The organism is Runella limosa DSM 17973 (assembly GCF_000482465.1).
Lineage (GTDB): Bacteria > Bacteroidota > Bacteroidia > Cytophagales > Spirosomataceae > Runella > Runella limosa.
Window position 1 is genome coordinate 46,768 of record NZ_AXVJ01000041.1, and the last position, 26,739, is coordinate 73,506.

Consider the following 26,739-nt stretch of genomic DNA (forward strand, 5'->3'; position numbering starts at 1 on the left):
AAATGGACAAACGAACATTTCTCAAAACCTCATCTATTCTTTTAACTGGTAGTATGCTTTCTAATTTGATGTCGTGTAAAAAAGCGGATCCGCGTACCAATTGGGCGGGAAATTTGACGTACAGTACGGATAATTTACACATTCCCAAAAACGTGGAAGAGTTGCAGGAAGCGATTAAAAAGTGTAAAAAAGTGCGGGCACTGGGTACGAAACACTGCTTTAATACCATTGCCGATAGCAAAGAAAACCAAATCTCGACCGAGGCTTTTAACAAAATCATTGGTTTGGATAAAGAAAAAAATACGGTAACAGTAGAGGCTGGAATTAAGTACGGAGAAATGTGTAAGTATTTGGATGACAATGGTTTTGCTTTGCACAACTTGGCTTCTTTGCCGCATATTTCGGTGGCGGGGGCGTGTGCTACTTCCACGCATGGCTCGGGTATCAAAAATGGCAGTTTAGCAACGGCCGTTTCTGCCATTGAGTTGGTGAATGGCAAAGGGGAGGTGGTTTCATTGAGTCGTGAAAAAGACGGAGAAGAATTTGGAGCGGCGGTTGTAAACCTTGGGGCTTTGGGTATTGCGACCAAAATCACGCTCGACGTGCAGCCAACGTTTAAAATGAAACAGGTGGTGTATCAAAATTTGCCCATGTCGGCCTTGGAGAAAAATTTTGAAGCCATTATGTCGGGAGGGTATAGCGTGAGTTTGTTTACCGATTGGCGCAATAAAAACGTGAGTGAGGTGTGGGTAAAAAGTAAGGCTGAGGACATGAAAGAAGTAGCTCCTGAGTTTTACGGGGCGAAATTAGCTACCAAAAACCTGCACCCAATTGAAGCCCTAGACCCCGTTAATTGTACAGACCAAATGGGCGTGGAGGGGCCTTGGTACGAGCGTATGCCTCACTTCAAAATGGGTTTTACACCCAGCAGTGGCAAAGAGCTACAGTCGGAGTATTTTGTGGCTTTTGAGCACGCGTATGAAGGATTTATGGCGATTGAGAAATTAAACGAAAAAGTAGCCCCCCACTTGTTTATTACCGAAGTGAGGGCAATTGCGGCGGATGAGTTACCGATGAGTCCATTTTACAAAAAAACGTGCGTAGCTTTCCATTTTACGTGGAAACAAGAAGTGGAGGCGGTAATGGCGCTTTTGCCCGAAATAGAAGAGGCGTTGGCGCCCTTTGCACCTCGTCCTCATTGGGGCAAAATTTTTACCCTAAAACCTGCGGTACTACAATCGCGCATTGAAAAACTGGCCGATTTTAAAAAAATAATGGAAAAACACGACCCCGAAGGCAAATTTCGGAATGAGTTTATTGAGACCAATCTTTTTGGAAGTTAGATGACATGATAGAAAGCAAGTAAGACCTTTATTTTTGGGAAAAAGTGGGGCATCCAAAACAAAGAAGAACCTATTTGATAATAGGTCGGGAACAAAAAGCACCCAATGGCGCAGAAGGTAAGTCCGTTTTGAAAATGAGTAAGTGTCTCGGTTTTAGAAAGATATACTATCGCAAATAGCAATAGAACAAAACCGTAGGCATAACTTCTGGAAAAATCTAAGACCAAGCTACCCGCTGCTATTACACCCAGTGCGCTAAACATAAACATCAGCAGGTATTGCCAATCTTTTTTAGCAACCATACCCACAACCGCACCGATAAGAAGCAACCAAGCACATTCGTAGGTCACGGTCAGGCCCATTGGAAATGAATTGTACTGATTTGCGTCAAAGCCCAGCATTGATTTGTCGGTTCGCATTCCCAAAAACGACATGACGTAAAGTCTCAAAACTATAAATAGCAAGATACCAACCACCGTCGCCCAAGTAGCGTGGTAGCGTTTGAAAGAAAATACGTTGCTGAGGGCGACTTTTTGGGCATTGCTTTCTTGCCAAAACCACCACAAAACCGCCGCACTACTGCCAATGACGGCGCGTTCATCGACAAATCCACCGAGGACAATGCCAAGAATAATTAACAATGGATTTCGGAAATTAATGATGACTAAGAGGAGGAGATAGGCAAGCGGGTCGTGGTAGAAAAAATCAAAGAAAGTCCATTTGGTGACGAATAAATTGGCAAACATAAACGTGGCCAAGACACTTGAAGTAGAGCTTAGGTGCTTAGAAAGGAACCGAATTAATAACACGACGAACAAAATCCCGACGACAAATTGAATACCAACATAGTGTTTTGCTTTTAGTCCTACTGTGTGGAGGGCAACGGGGATGAGTGGGCGAAAAACTCGTTTTTTGAAGTGAGACTGGTCGCCTTCACTTAGTACTTTTCCCGTCAACAAATGCTCAGGTAAGTTCTGAAATGGATGGGTACCAATCCAATCAATCACTTCAAAGCGAGCTGCAAGGCGTTGTCCACCCGTATCCATTTTTACCAGTGCCTGATAATCAGGGAAAGAGGTAAACAAGATGTACAAAACTGTAAAGACAGCAAGCTTGGTTTTCCAATAAGGGGTATTGGTAAAGGTTGCTAACCAGTTGAAAAGTTTGTTGCTCCAAAAATTCCAGAAAGTAAGGGCCATGACATAAATGGTAAGAGGGCGCAAAGATAGCTAATAACACAAAAAAGGCGTCAGAATTTGTATCTGACGCCTTTTTTGGGGGTGACTTGGAGTAGGTTAAACCGCAAAACTCTCGCCGCATCCGCAAGTACGGCTGGCGTTTGGATTGACAAACTGAAACCCTTTGCCATTGAGACCATCCGAAAAATCGAGAATTGTCCCAGCTAGGTAAAGGATACTCTTTTTATCAACCACAATCCGAATTCCTTTGTCTTGAAACTCCATGTCGGTGGGTTGTTTGGTTGAATCAAATTCCAAATTATACATCAGCCCAGAACAGCCTCCGCCAACCACTCCTACACGAATGTGGCTGTCTTCAGGACGCCCTTCTTCACGGCGTAATTCAAGGATTTTATCTTTTGCTTTATCGCTTACTGTGACCATGTCTTTATTAACTTTCGATAGTTTTTGAAGGCAAATTAACTATTTCCAAAACCAAAATCAACGGCTAAAAGTTTCCGAACTTAGGGTGACGACCGTAGGTTTCTCCGTAAATCCTGTGGTTATGGTAAAACAAATCGTAATTTTGGGGGTTAAACCTACGATGTATAAAGTAGAACTATGAAGCATTTTCATCTGAAAGTTAAAGAAGTTATTAAAGAAACTCCCGATGCGGCTACGATTGCCTTTTGGCATCCGTTGAGCGAAATGATTAAGTACCAAGCGGGACAGTTTTTGACCATATTGTTGACCATCAATGGCGAAAAAGTGCGTCGTTCGTACTCAATGAGTAGCTCGCCCCATACCGATACCGCCCCTGCCGTCACCGTCAAACGTGTTCCAGGAGGTTTGGTTTCCAATTGGCTTTTGGACAACGTCAAAGAGGGAGATTTTTTGGAAGTACTCGAACCCATGGGGCATTTTCAGGTCTTGCCCGATGCGCGCAACGCCCGCACTGTTGTGTTGATTGGAGCTGGGAGTGGTGTCACTCCTTTGATTTCTATTGCCAAATCGGTGTTGAAAGTAGAGGCGGAGAGTCGGGTCGTGCTTTTGTATGGCAATCGGAAAGAAGAAAGTATTATTTTTAAACAACAACTCGACGAGCTGAACCGTATATATGGCAATCGCTTTGTGCTTTATTATGCCTTAACTCAGCCTTCTGACGCGTGGGTAGGCGTACGAGGCCGTTTGAATAAGTTAACTATTTTAGAGATTTTCGAAGGAATAGGAGGGTTGAAAAACGCATCGGCTGAGTATTTCTTGTGTGGACCAGATGGGTTGATGGAAACGACCAAAGAGACATTGCTGGCGTGGGGTGTAGCCGAAGAAAAAATCCATCGAGAGAGCTTTGCCACGGCAACCACCCATGTAGTACATGAAGCTGAGGACGACGGAAGCCTAAAGACGCAAGAAGTGAAAGTCTTGTATGAAGGAGAAGAATACACGTTTAATGTAGAACCGCATCAAACGATTTTGGAAGCAGCCCTCGAACTCGACATTGACTTGCCTTATTCGTGTCAGGCGGGGATGTGTACGGCTTGCATGGGAAAATGTACGTCGGGGAAAGTGCAACTGGACGAGGAAGATGGCCTTACCAAATCGGAGTTAAACCAAGGGTATATTTTGACATGTGTTGCCCATCCACTTACCAAGGGAGTGGTTATTGAGATTGAATAATAGTTTTGGCATTTTTTTTGCCCACCTTTTTGAATTAAATAATAAGAGTATGGAAATTACATTACGCCCCTACGAACTCAGTGACCGCACCACACTGGAAGAAATTTTTATAATGAATACTCCTAAATACTTTGACCCCAAAGAATTGGGCGACTTCTTGGAGTATTTGGATATTTTTGGAGATGACTACGTCGTAGCCGTTGTGGATAGGAGAATTGTGGGTGGTGGCGGCTATTGGGTGCGTTCGTTTGACCAGCAAGGAGGACTTTCGTGGGCTTTTGTACACCCCGATTTTCAAGGTACGGGTGTTGGAAAAGAATTGGCTTTGTACCGAATAGATCAAATTCGTCAATCGGGCGTTGCCAAAACCATCATGGTCGAAACGTCGCAACATTCGTTTGGTTTCTACGAAAAACTTGGGTTTAAACTTCTAAACCGCCAAATCGATTACTGGGCCAAAGGAATCGACTTATACTCAGCAGTATTGGAGTTATAAAAAAACAAAAAGCACCCCGTTGTGGCTTTGCTAAAGCGGGGTGCTTTTTGCGTTTGATAAATCACTTTTATTCTTCTAAGTGAAATGGTAGGTCGTACTCACGAACCACCGCTTTGGCTTTGCTTCTCACTTTTACTTCCACGCGTGCTTTGAGCGTTTCGCCAATGATTAAATAATTTTTGATGTAGGTGTCTTCGTGGACATTCCACGAATAATCGCTCAATAAATAAACGTCAGTTTGCTGTTTGTGGGCTTGGTATGCCCAACGTTCTACGTGCAAAGGTTCAAAATTGACGATAGATGTCCCGCCCGCAATTGTGTACCAAACTTGAATGCCAGGCACTCCACGATTGCCCATTTCGGTATTGTGCTCTACATAAATTCGTAAAAGCCCATTGTCTTCCAAATCGCGGACTTCAAACTCGTCTATTTTGGTTTTGATGTTTGACATAACTTGATAGAAAATTAAAATTGAAACGACTTTGCAAATTTGGCAGTAGGTGAGGTGCCTAACAAAAGGAATCAATAGAAGCGACGAAAAGGGCGATTAAAGCGAAAGAAAATACTTGTAAAGCGTGGAGGGGCATAAAAAAAGCCCTCCCTGAGGAGAGCTTTTTTGTAAAAGTAGGTCGATTCAATTACAAACGTGACACCGCCTGTTGAACAAAAGCCGTCAACTCGCTACCTGTCAGCATTCCTTGCGAAAGCAATGCTAGGTTATATGCGTGACGGATTAGTTGTTTTTGCTCATCTTCTGCTGCGGTCAGGATTTTCTGCGTCACGGGGTGGTTGGCATTGATGGCCACGTTTAACATTTGAGGCATATCACCAAACATCGACTTCTGACCAGAAGTAGCCGCCATGTCGTTCATCCGACGGATAAATTCTGGAATGGTAATGACTACTGGCAACTCGTCGGTAGGCATTGGTTCCACACTGATGGTTAGTTTGGGTGCGCCACCGAGGGTTTGCTCAAACAAATTCTTCGCTTTTTCTTCGTCGTCTTTCGACAATACGCTTTCCAGCTTGATTTCTTTTTCAATAAGCTTGTCGAGCGTATCAGCATCCACGCGCTTGATGTTTGTTTTCTCTATTTTGTACTCGATGCCGTTGATAAAGTGCGGGTCAATCACACTGTCAAACACGAGTACATCGTAGCCCCGTTTGGTAGCCGATTGGATGTAGGCGTCTTGCTTTTGTAAGTCGCTGGCGTACAGCCACACCACCGTGTCATTCTTATCGGTTTGATTTTCTTTGACTTGGGCGGTATATTCCTCAAATGTAAAGTGTTTGCCTTGGGTGTTTTTCACCAAGCAGAATTCTTTGGCTTTCTCGCCGAATTTTTCGTCGGAAATGATACCGTACTTGACAAACAAGCCAATGTCATCAAACTTTTTCTCAAATCCTTCGCGGTCGTTGCGGAAAATCTCAGAAAGTTTGTCGGCTACTTTACGTGTGATGTATCCACTGATTTTCTTGACGTTACCATCGGCTTGAAGGTAGCTACGCGACACGTTGAGCGGAATGTCAGGAGAGTCGATAACCCCGTGAAGAAGTGTTAAGAAATCAGGCACTACGTCTTTGACTTCGTCGGTAATAAATACCTGACGGCTATACAATTGGATTTTTTCCTTGCGGGCCGAGAAGTCGTTTTTCAATTTGGGGAAATACAAAACTCCCGTCAAATTGAACGGATAATCAACATTAAGGTGAATCCAGAACAGCGGGTCTTCGCCCATCGGGTGAAGCTCTTTGTAAAACGCCAAATAATCTTCATCCTTGAGCTCGGAAGGTGCTTTTACCCAAATAGGGGTAGGATTGTTGATGATTTTTTCGTCAAACTCAATCTCAATAGGCAAAAATTTGCCGTATTTTTCAAGGATTTCGGTGAGGCGGTATTTGCTCAAAAACTCTTCCGAATCTTCGGCGATGTGGAGGATAATGTCCGTACCACGGTCGGTTTTTTCGGCAGGTTCAATGCTAAACTCGGTGCTTCCGTCGCATATCCAACGAGCGCCTTCGGAGCCATCTTTAAACGATTTGGTAATGATTTCTACCTCTTTGGCCACCATAAACGCCGAGTAGAAACCTAATCCGAAGTTACCGATGATATTGCCACGGGTATCTTCTTTTTCTTTGTATTTTTCAACAAACTCAGCCGCGCCCGAGAAGGCGATTTGGTTGATGTATTTTTTGATTTCATCGGCTGTCATCCCGATACCACGGTCGCTGATGGTAATCGTTTTTGCCTCTTCGTCGAGTTTTATCGATACTTTCAATTCACCAAGTTCACCATTAAACTCACCAAAATCGGCTAATTTCTTGATTTTTTGAGTGGCATCTACGGCGTTTGAAACCAACTCACGCAAGAAAATTTCGTGGTCTGAATAGAGGAATTTTTTGATAATTGGAAAAATATTGTCGGTATGAATCGACAATTGCCCTTTTTCGGCTTGTACGTTTGCTTCCATAATTCTGTTTTACGGTTTTTACAGTTTTTGGTTTTCTGGCTTGATTACCTAAAAAATGTATTCCACCGCTTTATTATCTGACATAATGGCAAAAAAAAAGGGCTGTCAGGTTTGAAAATCTGACAGCCCTTTTTTTGGTCGATGGTCAATAGTCTATAGTCCATCGACTATTGACCATCGACTATACACTATTTCTGCACAAACTTCACCCATACTTCGCGCATAGGTACTTGTTTGCGGCCTGTGGTATCTTTAGGATTAATGCCCGTGCCTCGTCCTTCGGCATCAACTCGTACGAAGCTAATGCCTGATTTTACAAATTGGTCTTTCAACGCATACACACGTTTTACCGATAGCACTTTGTTGGTCAAAGGCGGTTTGGCATCGTTGGCGTAGGCTACGAGTTTGATTTGGGCGGTTGGGTATTTTTTCAACAAATCAGCCAATGCTTGTACGGGTTGCGAAGCTGTTGCTTTTAATTGAACCGTATTGTCTTCAAAATCCACGTTGTCAAATTTAAACGCTTTTCCTTTGGCTGCGGCAGCATCTGCCAAATACGTTGCCATTGGACTCTCGGTTGTGGTTGCAGCGGGCGTCGTTGGAGTAGTTGCAGTGGTCGTATCGGCCGTTTTTGTAGCAGTGATTGGTTCTTGAATGGTACGGGCTTCGGCAAGCGTATCGGCATCTATTTCTGTGTCAACCGTCGAGGTGTCTCGCTGAGTCCAGAAGTAAATACTAGCTCCAAGAACTGCAACGACCAAAAGGCCGATTCCTACCCATTTGAAATTAATTCGTCCCAATCCCGAATCTTCTACATCGACGCCGACCAAAAATGGTTGCTTCGCTGGAATAGGCTCAGAACTTTTGGTGATGGTTGTTGATTGTTCGGCACGAGGTACGTCAAAACTCTGTAAAAGATATTGAATACCCACGGTTTCGATGATACGGTCGTTGAGGTCAGGTACGATAGTAAGGAGGCTTTCACGTTGTTCTCCCAAATAAGCCGCCAACGACTCGGCATCAAATTGTTTCTCAGCCACCACTTTTTTCAACACTGAGATAATAATTGACATCGAAATCCCACTCAACGATGATGCAAGCGAATTTTTTGTCCCTGAGTATTTTGTCACCATACTACACACAGGGCTTTTAAAACCTGGGAGCACCGTGTTGAGAATTTTTTCACCAGCAGCCTTAAATTCATCTAATTCTGAGGGTGTTTTTAAAATTCTGGGAAGCTGTTCGGGGGAAAATGGCGTGTTTTTTGCCTGATTAAAAATAAGTTTCATGCCCGATTCGTTGGACGCTCGCTTAATAAGACCGCCCACAATCGAAGCTGCAAAAGCATCAAGTGCTTTTTGGATTTTCTCTGTTTTTTCGTTGTTCTGTACCGCAATCTGACTTACGATACCCTCAGTCAATGTCTCCTTCAGAGATGTAAATAAGTTCATTTTCAATGGTTTTTTATGAGTTAGAACCCCAGTAGGAAAAGGGAAAAATTACTCAACTCTGCCCTTCACCTCCCAGCGTTACAACCAATAGTGACTCGATTTTTTCAAATGGGGCGGAAAGTTACTTAATAGTTGAGAGCCAATAGCCAACAGCTGATAGTTTTTTTTAGCAATCGAACCATTGTCGTTACCTTTGCACAAAAGAAATTTACTTAAAATTCTACGTTTTTGGACAAATCAGCTGAACCACTCATTTTAGTCACTGGCGCAAACGGCCTTTTGGGTAGTGCCATTGTAACCTATTTATTGGCAAATGGGCACCGTGTCCGTGGCTTACGTCGTAGTGGAAGCGACATTCAGTTGTTGAACGGCGTGGAAGCAAAGGTGGAATGGGCCGAAGGGGATGTGTTGGATGTGTTGGCGTTGGAAAAAGCGTTTGAAGGAGTAACCTACGTAGTTCATACGGCAGCAATTGTTTCTTTTACTCCCAAAGATCAAAAGCAAATGTACCAAATTAATGTACAAGGAACGGCCAACGTCGTCAACTTGGCATTAGAGGTAGGTGTCAAAAAAATGGCTTTTGTGAGTTCGGTTGCGGCGCTGGGGCGGCCTGACCCGCGCATGATAGACGCGTCGAAACCGACGGTGATTGATGAAAACCAAAAATGGGAAGAATCGCCGCTAAATTCGCACTACGGAAAAAGTAAATATTTGGCAGAAATTGAGGTGTGGAGAGGCGTTGCGGAGGGACTTTCGGCGGTGGTGGTCAACCCAAGCATGGTGCTCGGGGAAGGCGACTGGACGCGAAGCAGTACGCAATTGTTTAAATATGCCTTCGACGAAAACAAGTATTATACCGAAGGGCTAATCAACTACGTTGACGTATTAGACGTAGCAGAAGCGACGGTGAAGCTGTTGGTATCGGAAGTTAAAAATGAGCGATTTGTACTAAGTGCAGGTAGCACTACTTACCGCGAATTATTTACCAAAATGGCCGAAGGGTTTGGAAAACGCCCACCTTCAAAGCTGGTGTCGCCCTTTTTGACAGAAATCATTTGGCGAGTGGAAGCCGCTCGTTCATGGTTGACGGGAAGCAAGCCGCTCATCACCAAAGAAACCGCTAAAACTGCCCGAACAAAGTTTATTTACAACGGAGAAAAAATCCAAAAAGCACTTGGATTTACTTACAGGCCGTTGGATGAAACGGTGGTGCGGGTTTGTAAAGCGTTGAAAAAGTATTAGTTTCCTCTAACATCAAAAATCCCCGAAACATAATTGTTTCGGGGATTTTTGATGTTAGGTCTATGCCATCAACTTCTTATACTTAATCCGTTTTGGTGTCACGTCCGTTCCTAAACGTTTGCGGCGGTTTTCTTCGTAGTCGGAGAAGTTTCCTTCAAACCAATACACCTGAGAATCGCCTTCAAAAGCCAGAATGTGCGTACAAAGGCGGTCTAAGAACCAGCGGTCGTGGGAGATAATCACGGCGCAGCCCGCAAAATTTTCGAGGGCTTCTTCTAGGGCACGAAGCGTGTTTACGTCCAAGTCGTTGGTAGGCTCATCCAAAAGCAGCACGTTGCCACCTTCTTTGAGCATCATCGCCAAGTGAACACGGTTGCGCTCTCCTCCCGATAAGTTGCCAATTTTCTTTTCTTGATCGCTTCCCGTAAAGTTAAAACGGCTCACGTACGCGCGGGCGTTGCTTTGTTTTCCGCCAAGTAATACCCAGTCATTTCCATCAGAGATTTGTTGATAAACGGTTTTGTTGGGATCGAGCTGGTTGTGCTCTTGGTCGGCGTAGGCAATTTGCACCGTTTCACCAATGACAGTAGTGCCGCTGTCGGGTTTGACTTGCTCCGTAATGAGTTTGAACAAAGTGGACTTACCCGCGCCGTTGGGGCCAATGATACCCACGATACCCGCAGGAGGAAGCGAAAAGGTAAGATTCTCAAACAAAAGCTTGTCGCCAAACGCTTTAGAAACGCCTTCCATCTCAATTACTTTATTACCCAAACGCGGCCCTGACGGAATGAAAAGCTCCAATTTCTCTTCTTTTTGCTTCATGTCCTCGTCCAAGAGTTTTTCGTAAGCCCCCAAACGAGCTTTCGACTTGGCTTGACGTGCCTTGGGTGCCATACGTACCCACTCCAATTCGCGTTGGAGTGTTTTCTGACGCTTTGACTCTTGTTTTTCTTCTTTGGCCAAACGGTTTTGTTTTTGCTCCAACCACGAAGAATAATTCCCTTTCCAAGGAATACCTTCGCCACGGTCAAGTTCCAAAATCCAACCAGCCACGTTATCCAAGAAATAACGGTCGTGCGTTACGGCAATGACCGTTCCTTCGTATTGGCGAAGGTGTTCTTCCAACCACAGTACCGACTCGGCATCCAAGTGGTTGGTAGGTTCGTCCAAAAGAAGGACGTCAGGTTTTTTCAATAAAAGTCGGCAAAGCGCCACGCGGCGTTTTTCCCCACCCGACAAATTAGCAATGAGGGCATCCGACGGCGGGCAGCGAAGGGCATCCATGGCACGCTCCAATTTGCTGTCCAAATCCCAGGCGTCGAGGGCGTCGAGGCGCTCCTGAACTTCCCCTTGTCGTTCCAGCAATTTATCAAAATCGGCATCGGCATCGCCAAAAGCTTCATTTATTTGATCAAACTCTTTCAATAAATCGACCACTTCCTGCGTTCCTTCTTGGACAACCTCAAGAACGGTCTTGGTGGGGTCAAATTGGGGTTCTTGTTCAAGCAAGCCCACCGAATACCCTGGTGAAAAAACAACTTCGCCAGTGTAAGCTTTGTCTATGCCTGCAATGATGCGTAAAAGAGTGGATTTTCCTGAGCCATTTAATCCTAAAACGCCTATCTTAGCACCATAGAAAAACGACAGATAAATGTTTTTAATGATTTGTCGGTTGGGAGGAATTACTTTACTTACCCCCGACATCGAGAAAATAATAGTTTCGTTGCTCATTTTTCGTTTAATTTGTGGTGGCAAATATCGTAAATTGCCCACCAAAACCTTCAAAAGCAGATAAATAAAGTAAACCAGTGATGGAAAATGCCACCTTAATGGACGAATACGGCTATGTCTCAGACGGCAAGGTATTCTTAAAAGGGTATTTAGGGAACCCAGACCGCCAGATTGGCGAAGTGAAACGCACCGAACAAGAAGCCATTGATTATTTTAAAAATCGCTTCAATATTGCTTCGAGTAAGGTGGAACAGTTAGAAAGTGATGTAGAAGAAGCCCAAAACAAAGGCTCTTACCTGACAAAATTGGTGCAGCTACGCAAAAAACTGCTCAGTTTTGACGGACTCGGTGATTTTGTCCCGCTCTTAGAACGGCTCGACAAATTGGAAGTGGTGCTTGAAGACTTGATTAAAGTCAACCAAGAAAAAAACCTGGAAATCAAGCGCGCTTTGTTGGATGAAACGCGGGCTGTACAAGTCGAAAATGACGATTGGCAAGCCGCAACGGACATGTTGCAAGAAATTAAATCGAAATGGATTCGTACTGGCCCTGTTGACAAAGAATACCAAGAGGAAGTTGAAGGTACATTCCAGTTGTTGTTGGATACATTTTTCCAACAACGTCGTGATTTCTTCTCGGAACTAAACCGCGTCATTGCCGACCGCATCGAACGCTATACGGAACTTATTGCCAAGTCGGATTCGCTCATGCGTATGTATGACCTCGACGAAGCAAGCCGCATTTTGCGTCAAGTAAGGTCTGAATGGAAAGATGTGGGTGAAATCCCAGTGAAACGTTCGGCTAAATTGTACAAGCAATTTAAGCGCTCAAACCAACGGATTATGGACAAAATCAACCGTATCCGTGGCATTGTGACGCAGCCGCAAGAAAACCCACTGGTCACCAAACAACGCGAAATGTGCCGCGAAGCGGAGCAACTTGCCCGTTCGAGCGACATCATTCAGGCATCAGAACGTGCCAAAACGTTGTTGAACCAATGGAAAGAAATTCGCCTTCCACCCCGAGTGGGAGATAAAAATATTGCAGAGCGTTTCCGTTCGGCTTGCGATAAGATTTTTGAGTTAAGTTATTTGGCCCGTGTTATCTCACGTAAATATCCTGCGTTTGAAATTCGTACGCCACAAGACCAGCTCAACATCAAAATTCGTGAGATGGAATGGCTCATCAAGCGTGAAAAAGCAGATTTGGAGGTGACCATTGCCAATGCGCAAAATATGCCGCCTGATCCAGAAGCTGAACGCCAAGTGATGGGTAAAATCAACATCCAACGCCGTAAAATCACGATGAAGGAGAAGATTTTAGAGGAATATAAAATAGCGCTTACGCGAATCTAATTTAGTACTTACGCAGAATTAGACGAGACTTGCCAAGTTTTAGGCTTATACTATTTATAATCAGAAGAATTATAAACTTGGAAAGTCTATTTTTCCCAACAAAAATACCCGTTTATGGCTGACCATAAACGGGTATTTTTGTTGGAACTCAAATGCCTATTGAATCGACGAGAAGAATTGGTAGGAGCCTAAAAGAAAATCCTGAACTGCAGTAGCGTGGTTTTTACCTTTGAGAGTAATCAATTCCACATTGGTTGCTCCCCGTGCTTTCATGGCATTGAAGGCGTTTTGTGAATTGAAATAAAAGACCAAATCGTCGGCATCACCGTGGTACAAACGCGTAGGTGTTTTGGGTTTCCAATCATATACGTCGTTGTCTTTTACTGCGTTGGTAAAACCCGTGTCTGAGCCATCGGTGAGTCCTTTGATAAACGCATCGGTAAAAATAGTATTAAAGCTCACGTTGATAGTGGCATTCTCTTTAGACGATTGAATCTGGGCTGCCCAAGGGTCTTTAAAGTACTGAGTCGTGGGGCGGTTGAGGCCATAGATTCGGTCGTAAGTAAGTAACGTCCACAAATAAAGTTGGTTGTAACCCACAACTCCCGTGGTTTTGTTGGTGGTAATGTACTTCATAAAAGCCGTTTTATCGTAAGCACCCGCCCCGCAGCTCGACGCTCTCAAATTAAATTCTGCGCTGGCTTCCTCTTCGATTTTCTTTTGAAGTGACATGGTTGCAAAACCACCTGCCGAATAGCCCGCGATGTACAGACGTTCGTCCCACTGAATTTTTTCTTGGTTGATAAACTCTTTCGATGCCCGAATCATGTCCAAACAAGCTGAGGCCAAACTGGCACGGTGCTCGTAAGGATGCGGTACGGTATTAGAGGTACCATATCCAATGTAATCGGGGTAAGCGATGATGTATCCCAACGAAGCAAAAAGTGAGCCTGCTAAACTTGCTTCCGAATTGGCTGCAAAGTACGACGGCGCTTCTTGGTCGGAGCGAATGGTTCCGTGTTGTACACTGATAAGGGCCGAGGTGGTGGTTTTGGCAGCAGGATAAATCAATGCCCCAGAAGCCTGAATTTCCTTGCCATCGGTGTTTTTCGTTTTGTAAACGATTTTATACACTTTGATGCCGTATTGGAGAAACGGGGCAATTTGCGCAAAAGCAGGGTCGCCTGCCGCTATTCGTTGCACAAGCTGGTCTTTGGTAAATTCTCCAACGAGGGCGCTGCTTACTAAATACTGGTTGGAAGGCGTGGGGTCACTGTTTTTGCTACAGCTACTGACAATCACCATCAGCGCTACGAGCCACAGGTAAAATGAATGTTTGAAGTGTTTCATACGGAAATTGAATCGTGTTTGGGTTATGATTCTTAACGTACAAAATTAGAGAAAGTTGCCCGCCAATTTTGAAAATGCCCTATAATTTGTCAAGATGAACAATGAAAACTTGCTTGTTTTCTTGCGCTGTTTGCGGGTTTTTTAACGCACGGTTAAATGCTATCTTTTTCCCATCGTGAGACCATACCAAATTGGAAGGCGAAGGGTTGCTTGAAGGTGTCAGTAATCGTACCCGATTTTCAAAGGATTCATTTCCAAGTTTTACCAGTGCAATGCTTCCGTTCCAAACGTAGCAAAGGTGCTGCCCGTCGGGATGCCATCTAAAATACCCTTCAACATTGGATGGATGAAAGGTAAGTTGAGTAGGTGTACCTCCAAGCGGCGAGAGGGTGAAAACCTGTTGGACTCCTTTATCGTCTTTGGCCAAAAACGCCAACAAACTACCATCGCCCGACGAACGAACGACGCCCGTACATCCTGAAAAATCCGTATCGGCGGTGTGGGTCAGGCGGCGTTGACTTGTGCCTTTGGGTGGCATGGGCATCATGGTGTCAGTACCTTCGAGTGGCCCCCATGCGCCAGGTTGAGTAATGTCATCAGGAATGTCCACGATAAAAACTTCATCAACGTCTTTGCCATTTTTATCTTTTACTTTTCCCACAAACGCCCGTGCTATTTGACGGCTACCATCGGGTTTTGCATACCCATTTAGACCTACCCAACTATCGCCTGCGGCGTGGCTAATTTCGTCGGAACCTGCTTGTGGGGTAGGCGTTACCCGAACGACCACCGCGCTAAACCATTCGCTCGATACATCTTCGCCGTTGGTTGTTTTGGAAACGGTCACTGACTGCCCACGTTTCGACACGCCGATGGTGCGGAGGTTGTGTTTTTGTTGCGTTTTGTCCTCCAGTGCTTTCAGGATGGCATCGTTGTAGGTATAACCGATCCAATTCCCGTCGCCGCTCCATTCGTGGCGGTGGGTGCCTCCGCGCAGTGCGCCAGCGGTAAAAGGCGGCGTCACGTCACGGGCATCCATATAAATAGGAATATTGGGTGCTTGGTCTTTGATGATAATGCCCGTCCGTCGCCACTGTTGATAAGGGTTGGCGGCGGTCACATTCATTAGGCCATGAATAAACACCACGGATGCTTCGGTGTGGGCATAACTCACCGCCCCCGCGCCAGGCCCCCATGCGGCGTTGTTGGGCAGGGCGTATAGTACTTTTTTCTCCCCTGTTTGGGTATGAACTTTTTCAATTTTGGCCGAAGCTGCAATGCCACCGTCATCGGTGCGGGTGTCGTACACCAACCACTGATCATCAGGCGAAAAATTGTCGTTGTTGTCCAAATCGTGGTGGTACGAAAGGTCGTTGGTTAATTGGGTTTCTTTTAAGTAGGAGTTACTGCTGCAAGAGGTCATGGCAAGACTGGTTAAGCATAAAACGGTTTTTCCGAAGGTGTTCATACAAATTGGCGAATTATAAAAGACGAAAAGCTAAGGTTTTGGAGCGCTGATGACGCCCAAATAGCGTCCCATCCAATAGGGTAATAAAAAGGAATCGCCCGCACTTAGCTCACTTTGGCCGTTGGCAAGGCGGTCGAGCTTAAATAGATTGCGATTGTGTTTTAACTCTGGTCGCTCGTCGGGCGGAAGAACGTGCGTGATGGTTTGTCCCCGAAAATTGGCAGGAACCGACACAAGGTCTTTGCGGTGGCTATTGACAACTTGCCATTCTACCATGTCCAACGGAAATTCTTTTAAGTACCAGATGGTTTCTTTTTGGTCAAATTGCTGCGCCCCTGTCATGGCATAACACAAATTCCACAAGCCATTTTTTTCGGGGCGTTCAAAGTCCCAATGTTCTTTGATGGTGTGAAGGTATTGTTTTTTTAGCTCAGATGTAAATGCGTACGGATACAAACACCAATAGGCTAAGAAGTACATTTCATCGTCGGAGTGGTTCCACTCTTCGGAAAGCTCGGCGGCAAGTTTTCCTTGGTTTTCATCCACGCGGCCAATGTCAGCCATCGGGCGCATCAGGTTTTCCAAATAGCCGTGTTTTTGCATCAGCTCGTACGCCTTTTGTTTATAAATTTCTTTTTTGGTGAAATGATAGGCTGTTTGTAAAAAGCCGATGATGTTGGAAGAGTACAATTTTCGATCACCAACTGTTTTTGAAAATCCATTGACATACGCAGGATTCCACTTGCCCCAAAGAGTGGGTTTGCCGTCAAAATCAATCAAATACCAATCATTTTCGATGATGTAAGTCATCAGCTCGTCCATCAAAGTAATGGCTTTTTGTTTGACTTCGCCGTCTAGGTTTTGTGCCAACATGGTCAGGGCAAACATTTGCCCCACCGTTTGGTCGCTGCTGGTGGTGCCGCGCCAATCCCACACGCTGTCTTTGGCCTGTACCCAGCCGTTGGTCATGCCACCATCCCACGGAACGGCCTTAAATTTATGGTGTCCGTGGCGTTCAAAACCTCGGGCAAAGTACCCTTTCATGTTGGTAATGCTAAAGAGGCGTTGCATGGCTTCAAACGATTCGAGGCAATTGTCAAGGGCTACTTTTTCTCCCGTCACTTTGTATCGAAACAATTGGCTAACGAGGTACATCGACGTCCAGAGGTTGTCGCTGTCGCGTTGTCCCATTTCAAAGGTTGATAAATCGCCATTTTTTAAGGTAGAAACGTCGCAGTTGAAACCATAACGAATGTGGCGCTGGCGTACCTGTTTTTCATAGACCATGGCTTTGTCGTGGAGGGTCATTTTGTCAAAATGAATTTCGCCTACGCCTTTGTTGGTAAGTAGTTGAACGGTTTGGTTTGGCCCTGCTGCAATGCTCACAACCCGATTACTAGGAATCCAACGTTCGCCATAATAATAGTTAAAGCCACCTTCGGGCCGACGCATAAATGCCCCCGTGGTAGAGCCTAGCCATAGTTTATCGTTGATGTAAGCCATGGCGGTCAGCTGCGGGCAGGGTAGTTTTTCTTGCAGCGCAGTGGCCTTGAAAGTAAGGGCCGAAACTGCAAAATAGCCGTTTGAAGTACCTACAAATAGGGAGTCTTTGGCCAAAGCAAAACAGCTCAGGTTATTGCTCTGAAATTCGGTTTTAACCTCTTTGGTGGCCACTGAATAGGAGATAATCTGCTGCGAGGTGAGCATCAAAAAACGGTTTCGAGGTGAATCAAACACCAGTTCCAAAATGGGCTGACTTGGAGCGGGCTTGGTGTCCACAACAGCATTGTTTTGAAGCAATGTAAGCCGTTGGGCATTGGCGACCAAAAACGTAAAGTTGGGAGCTGACGCCAGTTTCTGGGCGGAGCCAAGCGAATGGGGCGCATACACTTTTCCTGCCCACGCGTTGCTCAACACCGCACGATCGTCCATAAAAACCAGTTGACCTTGGAGAAGTGCCATATCGGCTATTTTTCGGCTGGACATCGGAACGTACGAGCGGTCAGGACGAAGTTGGCCTGGGTACTGGAATTGTCCCCCGTGGGGCTGCATAAGACCTGCCGAAGTCAAAATTCGTATCCGTCCGTCTTTGTCGGTAAGGATTTTATGAAGCTGCACCGAACTGTCTTGAACATAGTATTTGATGCTATAATCTTGGAGATATGGCTGGTCGGTGTAGGCCGTTGGGCGCAGCTTTTGAGATAGCGAAGGGAATGTTACCCAAAATGTTAGCAATAATGCAAGTGTGGAAGTGAAACGCATAGTTGGCTTATCAGAAAAATCAATATCTATAGTACGACGGATGCGGGAGTGAAGACTATTTCGCTTTCCAAAAGGATATTTTGTTACGGCATAATTTTATACCATTAGCTAATGTCCGAATTGTATATATTGTTTGATAAATAGCCATAACTCTGGAAAAAAAACGCTTGATAAATAGTTTGGGGGAATTTATTTAACGGTTTGGAAGTACCAAAAAATAGTGCATAATTGCGCACTTTAGTTCGTTGTTTATTAGTCATTTAAAACAAAAAAGGCTGCTTTTTTGACATTTGAGAGCACCAATTGTGGGTATTTAAAAGGTAAAAAAGTGACGAATTTTGTACAAAGAAAAAGGATGTTTGTATGCTCAAAAAGGCATTTTATTTACTTTTTCGTTTCGTATCTTTTTTGTTATTGGATATTTGTTTCTTTTGGGCTAATTTTGATGAAACCATCAGTTGGAAATTGATAATAAAGTATAATTTTGAAATGCCGTTATGAATGCCATCCCGCCAAACCTAACTGGAGAAACCCTTATCATCGAAATTGATAAGGCCAATGTTGCTGAATGTATGGAGTTCCTTATCAAAGCACACATCCCTTTTAAAGTAGAATACAAAGGAACTAGCGCTACTGAATCTCCCTTGGAGATTGCCTCGTTAATGAGTGATGCAGAAGCTGATTTAACCCCTAGAAAAAAAGAAAAGCGCCTGAAAGAAGCGCAGCTCGTAGAAAACATTTACCGACAGTACATCTCTGACACCGACTTTAGTACCTCGGCCAACATCAAGGACATTGTCAAAGAGTACAGTATCAGTTTATTAAACTTTCAACAAATCTTTAAAACCGTCTATGGTAAGTCTTTTTACCAATTGTACATTGATAAAAAGATGGACTATGCGGCTGATTTGCTCCGAAAAGGGCACAAAGCAAAAGAAATTGCCAAAATGATTGGTTACGGCGACAAATCGAGCATTAAGTTTAACAAGATGTTTCAGAAACACTTTGGACTGACGCCCAAAAAGTTTCAGATGGAAGCAAGGGCCGCTTCCTGAGATTTGGGCTTGAATCCAACCTGAGGGGCTTGATTTGCGTCATGGTTGAAAGAAACTTTCCCATGAAAAAAATCTATTTCTTTATAGCAATCACTTGCTGGTTGATGGGTTGTGGAAACAACCCATCTCCCTTGAGTAACATCGGCCCCAAAATCAGCGAGATACGCGAAAATGGAAAGCTACAGATGGCGTTTTTGTACAACAAACAAGGGTATGTTACAGAAATCCAAAAGTACTACTCCGATGGTCGAAACGTCTGGGAATCATGGCGTTATGAGTACGAAGGGAGCAAGGTGGTCAAACAAGAATATTGGTCGTCGCATCCGCTTCATTTAAGTACTTTTCCCGCGCCAGGTAAGCCGCTGGCGCTGCAATGGGCTACTAAATACGAGTACGCATCCAACCAGCCTTATCCTTCCAAAGTCATCACGTATTCGATGAAAAACCCCAAAGAGGTCAGTTCGTATCAATTAAATAGCTACGATAATTCGGGGAGACTTTTGAAAAGTGAAAGGTTTACGCCCGATGGGCAAACGAACGGAGTAACGGTTTATGAATACGACCAACGGGGAAATTTGCTTTTTTGGGGAGGTTCGTACTGGGAATATGATGCCAAGCCAAGCCCGTTGAGGAAGCTGAATATTCCCTATTGGAATCCAAGTTGGCCAAGTCCGAACAACGTAACGGCCAATTTTAGCTTAGATGCCAACGGAAACAAAGTCAACGTATGGCGGTATGAATACACCTACGACGCCGTTTCGGGTTTTCCTGCGACCTATAAACTGTATATTGATAACAAATTTATGGCCGACGGAGAATACATCTACGAACCCTAAGTGGAGAATTTAATAATGACAAAATGAAAATATGCTTCTTTGCCTTGATGCTGTGCAGTATGGCTGCGGAATATGCCCGTGCCCAATCGTTTAAAGTGATTGCTTTTTTTACGGGTAAAAACGACCAAGCGCACGTTAGTTTTGTCAAAGAAGCAAATCGTTTCTTTCCAAAAATGGCTGAGAAACACCATTTTCAATACGATACTACGTCCAATTGGGATAACCTAAACGCTGATTATCTGTCTAATTATCAGGTGGTTTTGTTTTTAGATACGCGCCCAGACAAACCCAGTCAACGGCAGGCGTTTGAAGAATACATGAAAAAAGGAGGGGCGTGGATTGGGTTTCATTTTGCCGCCTTTGCCCTAACGCCGTCTAAGTATCCGCAAGATTGGGATTGGTACCACGAAACATTTTTGGGGGCGGGGCAATACAAGAGCAATACGTGGCGGCCGACGTCGGCGGTGCTAAAAGTCGAAACCAAAAAGCACTTTTCAACCAAAAAACTCCCCACAACTTTTACCACTGCCCCCAACGAATGGTACCGCTGGGAGCATGACTTACGGCAAAATCCTGATATTGAAATTCTGTTGTCGATTGACTCCGCTAGTTTTCCGTTGGGTACGGGACCTAAGCCGCACGAGATTTGGCACAGCGGCTATTACCCCGTGGCGTGGCGCAACAAAAACTACCGAATGTTGTACCTCAACATGGGGCACAACGACATTGACTACGAAAACAAAACCAACAAAGAATTGTCGTTTACGTTTGAGAACGAAACCCAAAATCGTTTTGTAATGAATGCTTTATTGGGCTTTGGAAAGGGAAAGTGAACATAGCAACGGTGCTATTTCGTCACTTAGACATTTCATAGATGGATTTCCTGTATTCAATTCCCCATTGCGCTATTTCGTCAATGATACGCTCTAAGGTTTTTCCGTATTCAGTCACTTCATATTCCACCGTAATGGGCTTGGTGTCGAGCACGGTACGACGTATCAGGTGGTTCATTTCCATGTCTTGCAATTCTTTTGAAAGCATTTTTGCCGCAATACCATCTACTTCTCTCAACAAATCCATAAAACGCATTTTCTCACTTTGCATGAGCGTGCCCAAAATGTGGATTTTCCATTTTCCCGACAGTATTTCCATCGTGTCTTTAATAGCCCCAATTCGGGTTTTGCAAATGGCCGTAGTGTTCAGACTTGCTTCTTTTTTCATGCTTTACAGTTCAAAATGGTAAAACAAAGGTATTAAAAATGGGAATAGTTTCTAATGGGAAAGTAGTTTCTAAAAGGAAACGCATAACAATTGTAAACTGTCTCGATTTTATCTTTGCATCGGACTTAAAAATCAAGCAAATGAATGTACTTTTTGGGGTACATAATTCTTGACTATCAACTCAAAATGAAAATATATAGTACAGCAATTGTCTTGGTAGCCGTTTTTTTAAATTGCCAAGCACAACCAAAAAACAAAACAATGGCCAACGAAACAGTAAACAGTAATCCGCTTTTGTGCGATCCCGTAGCGGGAATTTGCGGACTTCCAGACGCGACAGACAACCTAAAAGTTGCCACTACGCAGACCCAAAAACCAGTGAAAGTCGTCTATTTTACTGACCCAATTTGCTCTTCGTGTTGGGGAATAGAACCACAGCTTCGAAAATTAAAATTGGAGTACGGAAACAGTATCGAAATCGAATACCGCATGGGAGGTTTGTTGCCCGATTGGAGCTACAACAGCGGTGGAATTAGCAAGCCTTCAGACGTGGCACATCACTGGGACGAAGTAAGCGTGCATTATGATATGCCCATCGACGGGGACGTTTGGTTAGAATCTCCCTTGCATTCGTCGTATCCGCCGTCGATTGCCTTCAAAGCAGCGCAAATGCAGAATAACGAAAAGGCGATTTTATTTTTAAGAGAGATACGGGAAATGGTTTTTTTACAAAAGAAAAACATCACCCAATGGGAGCACCTCGCCACCGCTGCGAAAAAAGTAGGGTTGGACGTGGCACAGCTAAAAACGGATTTTGAAGGCAAAGCGAAAATGCTTTTTGAGGAAGATTTGAAGGTAGCAAAAACGTATGGAGTGAGAGGATTTCCTACAATGTTTTTTTCAAACAACAGTGGCAGCCAAGAAACCGTATATGGTACAAAGCCTTATGTTTTCTACGAAACAGCCGTATTGAGACTGAACGAGAGCGCTACTAAAGTTGAGTATGGTACAACTTGGGAAACGCTCTTTAAAAAGTATCAATCGTTGACAGCGAAAGAGTTTTCGGTGCTTTCCAATACCCCACGGAATGACAGCGAAAAAGTATTAAATGAGCTTTCTGATCAAGGAATTTTGACAAAAGTCACCACCAAAAATGGTGCTATTTGGAGAAAAGAGCCGTAGTGCGTATTTCTTCAATTAGAAATCAAACGCAACTTGGTACCTTTCATTGATGTATTTTTCGAGTGCCGTGATGGCAGTTTCAACGTTTTGGGGGCTTCTTAAATGACTATACGGAGGGGCTTCCACGCCCGTTCCTGCAAAGTAAGGCTGCAAAATTACCCTGTGTTTCTGGATATAAGCCCCCATAACTTGGGGGTTAAAATCTTTCTGGATAAATTCCTTCACGGCGGCTTTGTAATAAGCAAAATAGGCGGGGTCGTCGATAATATACCGTATCAAAGGCCACTGACTCGTCACCTCTTTCATGTCCATACTGAGGGCAAACCTCGAATTGTTGGAGCCACCCCGCATTTGAAACGATAAATTGAGGTCGTACGGAACCCAGTGCAGAACGCCGTCGGTATTGGCCAAAAAATAGTTGTGGGTCAAGACCCCGTACGAGTCCCAATTGCCCACGGTGTTGTTGACGGCCAAGTACCGCAAAAACTCTTTGACGTCAAATATCGTCTCCAACTCCTTCTTCCATTGTGCATTGTCACTGACCCGTAAAGGGCTATTGAGGGTGGTAATCAGTTGTTTTACGTCCGAGTAATTGGCCAAAGTTTGATTGTTTTGTTTTTCAAATTGGCTAGTAATAAACTGCTGCATATTCGACTCAGGCTTATATACGTTACCCATTTTTTTACCGCTTTGCGTTTCTACCATGTGCTCCTCCACGGACTCAATAACCTGGTAAACCCCACAATTTTTTAACCCTTGACCAAAATCAAGAATAACTTTATAATAGGCTACTTTGCAGGCCATAATACCGTTGTTTCGGAAGAGTTGGGTGAGCAGTTTTTCTCTTAGGAAAGAGTCGTCGCCGTAGCTAGGCGCAAAAGAGAGTTCTTGAAAGCCATAAAAACGCTGATTTTTGATGGCGGGGTACTGGTCCTCCCACTCGTCGAATTTTAGCTTAAACGGCAATTTATAAATGCCACTGCGCCAAGACCCATTGAGCGACGCGTTGCCCTTGAGCCGAAAACCAACATTTTTCCACGTATTGTCGCCTTGTTTAACTTGGGCTTGCACAAAAATGGGGTCGCCATAAACAGCATCCAAAGGAGCACCTACGGGAGGAGTAACGCCAGGAATAGCGCTGGAACTGCCAAATTTACGCGCCGTACGCCATTCCATGTCCCGCTGAATTTTATCCCAATTCTCTTGTCCCACTTGAATAGTGATGGTTCGTACCTGATCCTCTGGAAAGACCCAAGCGTAATCTGGGGTTTGGCTAAATTTAGCGGGAAAAACATCCGCGTCATTTTTGCAACCAATAACAATGGAAGTCAACAAACAAAGGAAAATGATACGATTCATGTGCGTAGGACAAGGCTTGCGGTAGTAAGGAGGCGGGAGGTTGTTCTCTACTCGTTTAAGTCCTCAAAAATTCCTACGAAAGTTTCTTTGCTACATTAATTTGATTTTTTGGAGTAAGCGGTGGTATGTGTACAATATAAAAATTAGTATTTACATCCTTTTATCTCAGCTTTGAAAACGTTTCCTGTTGTTTCAAAACCAGGCATTAATAGGACAGCTTTTCCAGCCGATAAGTTATTGTTTGAGGTCAATGGTGTTTTACTTGAGACAGTTAAATAGGTGTGAACATTGAGTGACGTAGATTCATTGGCAACTCCTAGTGGGGTGCTTAGATTGGAAGAAAATGGACAAAGCTTTACTTTATATAGTTCAGAGTCTTCATTTTGGTTGCCTGCAAAGTATCCATTGTTACCAATTCGGTAAATAGTTGAAGCAAAAAAATTAGGTTTGATGATTTTTAAATTTTGTAGGCCTTGGTCAATATAGCCAACTCCAGAAACATAGTAGTTAGTGGATGGATCTACTATTGTACCTGAAAATAAAACGTAATTGTCGTCACCAAAAATAACTTGACCTTTGACTGGATAGCCTAAGCGATCCTTGACATTTGATACGCTATAATCTTTTAGATTTATTCTCCAAATAGGGTTTTCAGTATTTGATGTATTAAAATAACAATAGCCGTGCGAAATAGTAGGGTTACTATACTCCGAATTGAAGTAATGTAAGACTTTGCCAAAATCGCTTATACTTGAAGTTGATAACGAATTGATATCCGTTATCCAAAGACGATTAAATGAACTCCCATTATCTGAGTCACTAACGCTAAAAATAACTTTGTTTTCATAAACAGTTAAAAAAGAAACGCTAGGGTTGCTGGATGAAGTAGATAATGAGTAAACTTTAATAGTTCCTTCTAATGTGCCATCTGTTCGCCAAAGTTCTGTGCCATTCGAACTATTAGATGCTCCGAAATATATATAATTTCCTGCTTTAAATAAACTACCACGGTTCAAACCAGAATCATAACCAACACGTATATCTTTTAACATAAATGTACCTGCATCGGTACCATCTGAGCGCCAAAGTTCTATGCCATTTTGGGGGGATAGTTGATATTGTGCCCGAAAGTATAAGATGTTATTTAACTCAGCCATTGACCAAATTGATGTAGGTTTCGTTGAAACCAATTCAAGAGTGCCTTGTTTATTAATTTTATACAACCGATCAGTGGCGGAGCTGTGTGTATTTGCAGAAAATAATAGCTCGTTGTTGACAACTGCGTGTGGGTAACCAGAAGTTAAAGATATAGGGAAAATATCGAAACCTGTTTTGTTGGGTTTCTCGTAGTAAGTGCTTCTAAAAGAGTCACTTCCACTAAAGAAAAGTCTGTCTTTGAATATGGTTACAAGGTTTGGAGATTTACTAATTTCGTCACTTTCAAAAAGTAAAAAAAGGCTATCTTTTACGCTATCGTACCTATATACATCATTGAAAATAGGGTCAGACTGGTCATTTTTTTCAAGTGTAGATGCTGTAAAATAAAGCTGATTATTAGACACTTTAAAATTATTCGGTGCAGAACTTTTGGTTTTATTATTCTTTATATTTTTTACTATGTGAGCTTCGTTAATGTTATTCTCGTTGGAAACCCATAATTCACGCCCGTTTATTCCATCGTCGGCGATAAAGAATATATTGCTATTAACCACATTTATATCTCTACAATTGGATGAATGAAGGTCTTTACTTTTTTTTCCTTTTGCAACATTGAAAACCATACGCGTACTAATTGAGTCAGTTTTCCAAAGCTCAAAACCATTAGTGTTATTGTTTTTTGCATTAAAATAGAAGGCGTCTCCACTTACTGCATTATCCACGTATGGATATTTCAAATTTACGCTTTCATTGACTGCATTAAGGGTAGAATGCCTTGTTTTAATCGAATTATTGACAGTGTTTACTTCGAATAGTCCGCCACTTTCCTTGAAGAATAAAAGTTTATTGCCCGTTTTAACCAAAGGATTAAAAGGGTGAATATTCTGACTAATCAATGTCATATTATTGGTTTCAGTAAAATAACACCAAAGTGCCTTATAGCCGCTACTAGATTTTGTTGTGAAATACAGCTTATTTCCAAATACTGTATAATCATCGGGGCGAGGGAAATTTTGTAGCGTGTTACCTATTTGTTTCTCTACTTTATATGTGCCTCTAAGTGTTCCATCAGTTCGCCATAATAAGGCATTATTGCTATTGCCACTACTAGTACTGTCAGCAGCAAAGAAAACGATATTATTAGACCGAGTAATTTTAGGATTGTAAATGGAAACACTTGAACCTCTACCTGGGGCAATATCTTTTATTACATAGGTACCATTTGCTGTACCATCGCTTCTCCATAATTCATATCCTAATTCAGGAGTATAAACAAAGAAATAAAACTCATTCTCAAAAGCAGTAAAACTTGACATAGCTGTATGAGCAAAGCCAGGATTTATATCTTTGACCAAGGTTATACTCAAATTGTAAGGGTTGACTCTATAAAGTTCTGACCCGAATGTACTGTTATCTGCGATGGCGTTTACATATATGTTTCCTTTAAATAAACATATGTGTGGCAATCTATCGTAATAGATATCCGTTCGTAAACCTTCTACTTTTACTGTACCTGCTGAAGTTCCATCCGTTTTCCAAAGACCAGTACTTGAGTTTGTGGTGGCCATAAAAAAGATGCTTGAGTCGAATACTACTTTATAGGAATCCGTGAAACCACTGGTTTTGCCAACAAAAATATCTTTTAACAGAAAAGTCCCAGCTTCTGTGCCGTCGCTTACCCAAGGTTCATATCCAGTAGAGTCGGTATATCCACTAAAAATAACTTTGTTGCCAAAACCCATTAACGAATTTTGAATGTCTGATTCTGATATATTTATATTCCTGAGCAGCTTGTTGTCAAATTCAATACTTTGTGCGTGGGTAAAAGTTGAAAAAACTGAGAAAATAAAATAAAAAATAATTGGAAACTTCATGCTGTTTAAGTTTTGTAGCAAAGAGTGTGA

21 protein-coding genes are annotated in these 26,739 nt (G+C 43.3%); 9 read left to right on the forward strand and 12 right to left on the reverse strand.

What is annotated here, in order from left to right; genetic code table 11:
* The first annotated feature begins 2 nt into the window (after window positions 1-2).
* Window positions 3-1,343, forward strand: a complete 1,341-nt coding sequence (locus tag K339_RS0102665) for an FAD-binding protein (protein ID WP_028522224.1) — start codon at window positions 3-5, stop codon at window positions 1,341-1,343.
* Here K339_RS0102665 and K339_RS0102670 read toward each other — a convergent pair.
* The gene (locus tag K339_RS0102670) at window positions 1,340-2,542 is read right to left on the reverse strand and encodes a hypothetical protein (RefSeq protein ID WP_028522225.1); all 1,203 of its coding nucleotides are present in this window, start codon (window positions 2,540-2,542) and stop codon (window positions 1,340-1,342) included. The two genes, K339_RS0102665 and K339_RS0102670, sit on opposite strands and share 4 nt — an antisense overlap.
* A gap of 96 nt (window positions 2,543-2,638) precedes the next feature.
* Complete coding sequence (locus K339_RS0102675) at window positions 2,639-2,965, reverse strand: HesB/IscA family protein (protein ID WP_028522226.1); 327 nt, start codon at window positions 2,963-2,965, stop codon at window positions 2,639-2,641.
* Between the two features lie 177 nt (window positions 2,966-3,142).
* On the opposite strand from K339_RS0102675, the gene K339_RS0102680 reads away from it, so the two are divergent.
* Together K339_RS0102680 and K339_RS0102685 are read left to right on the forward strand one after the other, a co-directional pair.
* Window positions 3,143-4,198 carry a ferredoxin--NADP reductase gene (locus K339_RS0102680; protein ID WP_028522227.1) on the forward strand — a complete coding sequence of 352 codons (1,056 nt, stop codon included), beginning with the start codon at window positions 3,143-3,145 and terminating at the stop codon, window positions 4,196-4,198.
* Window positions 4,199-4,247: 49 nt separating this feature from the next.
* Window positions 4,248-4,694 carry a GNAT family N-acetyltransferase gene (locus tag K339_RS0102685; RefSeq protein ID WP_028522228.1) on the forward strand — a complete coding sequence of 149 codons (447 nt, stop codon included), beginning with the start codon at window positions 4,248-4,250 and terminating at the stop codon, window positions 4,692-4,694.
* Between the two features lie 67 nt (window positions 4,695-4,761).
* Here K339_RS0102685 and K339_RS0102690 read toward each other — a convergent pair whose 3' ends face one another.
* The 3 genes from K339_RS0102690 to K339_RS0102700 form a co-directional block, all read right to left on the reverse strand.
* The gene (locus K339_RS0102690) at window positions 4,762-5,145 is read right to left on the reverse strand and encodes a hypothetical protein (RefSeq protein ID WP_028522229.1); all 384 of its coding nucleotides are present in this window, start codon (window positions 5,143-5,145) and stop codon (window positions 4,762-4,764) included.
* 187 nt (window positions 5,146-5,332) lie between these two features.
* A complete protein-coding gene (gene htpG / locus K339_RS0102695) occupies window positions 5,333-7,165 on the reverse strand; it encodes a molecular chaperone HtpG (protein WP_028522230.1) in 1,833 nt (610 codons plus the stop codon).
* Between the two features lie 188 nt (window positions 7,166-7,353).
* Window positions 7,354-8,616, reverse strand: a complete 1,263-nt coding sequence (locus K339_RS0102700) for a DUF937 domain-containing protein (RefSeq protein WP_028522231.1) — start codon at window positions 8,614-8,616, stop codon at window positions 7,354-7,356.
* A 228-nt stretch (window positions 8,617-8,844) separates the two neighbouring features.
* Here K339_RS0102700 and K339_RS0102705 point away from each other — a divergent pair, with 228 nt between their 5' ends.
* Window positions 8,845-9,858, forward strand: coding sequence for an NAD-dependent epimerase/dehydratase family protein (locus K339_RS0102705; RefSeq protein WP_028522232.1), 1,014 nt, complete (start codon window positions 8,845-8,847; stop codon window positions 9,856-9,858).
* Between the two features lie 60 nt (window positions 9,859-9,918).
* On the opposite strand, the gene ettA is transcribed toward K339_RS0102705, so the two are convergent.
* Window positions 9,919-11,589 (reverse strand): energy-dependent translational throttle protein EttA, encoded by a 1,671-nt coding sequence (gene ettA, locus K339_RS0102710; RefSeq protein WP_028522233.1) that lies wholly within the window; start codon window positions 11,587-11,589, stop codon window positions 9,919-9,921.
* 80 nt (window positions 11,590-11,669) lie between these two features.
* On the opposite strand from ettA, the gene K339_RS0102715 reads away from it, so the two are divergent.
* Window positions 11,670-12,944: a DUF349 domain-containing protein gene (locus tag K339_RS0102715; protein WP_028522234.1), complete on the forward strand. Its 1,275-nt coding sequence runs from the start codon at window positions 11,670-11,672 to the stop codon at window positions 12,942-12,944.
* 156 nt (window positions 12,945-13,100) lie between these two features.
* On the opposite strand, the gene K339_RS0102720 is transcribed toward K339_RS0102715, so the two are convergent.
* From K339_RS0102720 to K339_RS0102730, 3 genes are all read right to left on the reverse strand, one after another.
* The gene (locus tag K339_RS0102720) at window positions 13,101-14,294 is read right to left on the reverse strand and encodes an alpha/beta hydrolase family protein (protein ID WP_028522235.1); all 1,194 of its coding nucleotides are present in this window, start codon (window positions 14,292-14,294) and stop codon (window positions 13,101-13,103) included.
* Between the two features lie 79 nt (window positions 14,295-14,373).
* On the reverse strand, window positions 14,374-15,762 hold the full coding sequence (locus K339_RS0102725; protein WP_229598683.1) for a DUF3748 domain-containing protein: 1,389 nt from the start codon (window positions 15,760-15,762) through the stop codon (window positions 14,374-14,376).
* Between the two features lie 30 nt (window positions 15,763-15,792).
* On the reverse strand, window positions 15,793-18,024 hold the full coding sequence (locus K339_RS0102730; RefSeq protein WP_028522237.1) for a hypothetical protein: 2,232 nt from the start codon (window positions 18,022-18,024) through the stop codon (window positions 15,793-15,795).
* A gap of 497 nt (window positions 18,025-18,521) precedes the next feature.
* Here K339_RS0102730 and K339_RS0102740 point away from each other — a divergent pair, with 497 nt between their 5' ends.
* The 3 genes from K339_RS0102740 to K339_RS0102750 all read left to right on the forward strand — a co-directional run bounded on the left by K339_RS0102740 (window position 18,522) and on the right by K339_RS0102750 (window position 20,748).
* Window positions 18,522-19,079, forward strand: coding sequence for a helix-turn-helix transcriptional regulator (locus K339_RS0102740; protein WP_028522238.1), 558 nt, complete (start codon window positions 18,522-18,524; stop codon window positions 19,077-19,079).
* Between the two features lie 62 nt (window positions 19,080-19,141).
* Window positions 19,142-19,915 (forward strand): hypothetical protein, encoded by a 774-nt coding sequence (locus tag K339_RS0102745; RefSeq protein ID WP_157607455.1) that lies wholly within the window; start codon window positions 19,142-19,144, stop codon window positions 19,913-19,915.
* 47 nt (window positions 19,916-19,962) lie between these two features.
* Window positions 19,963-20,748, forward strand: a complete 786-nt coding sequence (locus K339_RS0102750) for a ThuA domain-containing protein (protein WP_051397768.1) — start codon at window positions 19,963-19,965, stop codon at window positions 20,746-20,748.
* 22 nt (window positions 20,749-20,770) lie between these two features.
* On the opposite strand, the gene K339_RS0102755 is transcribed toward K339_RS0102750, so the two are convergent.
* Entirely contained in the window at window positions 20,771-21,136 is a 366-nt protein-coding gene (locus K339_RS0102755; RefSeq protein WP_028522241.1) for a winged helix-turn-helix transcriptional regulator, read from the reverse strand.
* 261 nt (window positions 21,137-21,397) lie between these two features.
* Between K339_RS0102755 and K339_RS0102760 the strand changes: the two genes are divergently transcribed.
* On the forward strand, window positions 21,398-22,318 hold the full coding sequence (locus K339_RS0102760; RefSeq protein WP_028522242.1) for a ClpXP adapter SpxH family protein: 921 nt from the start codon (window positions 21,398-21,400) through the stop codon (window positions 22,316-22,318).
* 15 nt (window positions 22,319-22,333) lie between these two features.
* Here the strand turns inward: K339_RS0102760 and K339_RS32420 are convergent, their stop codons facing one another.
* Together K339_RS32420 and K339_RS0102770 are read right to left on the reverse strand one after the other, a co-directional pair.
* Window positions 22,334-23,677, reverse strand: coding sequence for a CotH kinase family protein (locus K339_RS32420; RefSeq protein WP_051397769.1), 1,344 nt, complete (start codon window positions 23,675-23,677; stop codon window positions 22,334-22,336).
* Window positions 23,678-23,820: 143 nt separating this feature from the next.
* On the reverse strand, window positions 23,821-26,709 hold the full coding sequence (locus tag K339_RS0102770) for a 3-coathanger stack domain-containing protein (RefSeq protein WP_028522243.1): 2,889 nt from the start codon (window positions 26,707-26,709) through the stop codon (window positions 23,821-23,823).
* Window positions 26,710-26,739: the final 30 nt, after the last annotated feature.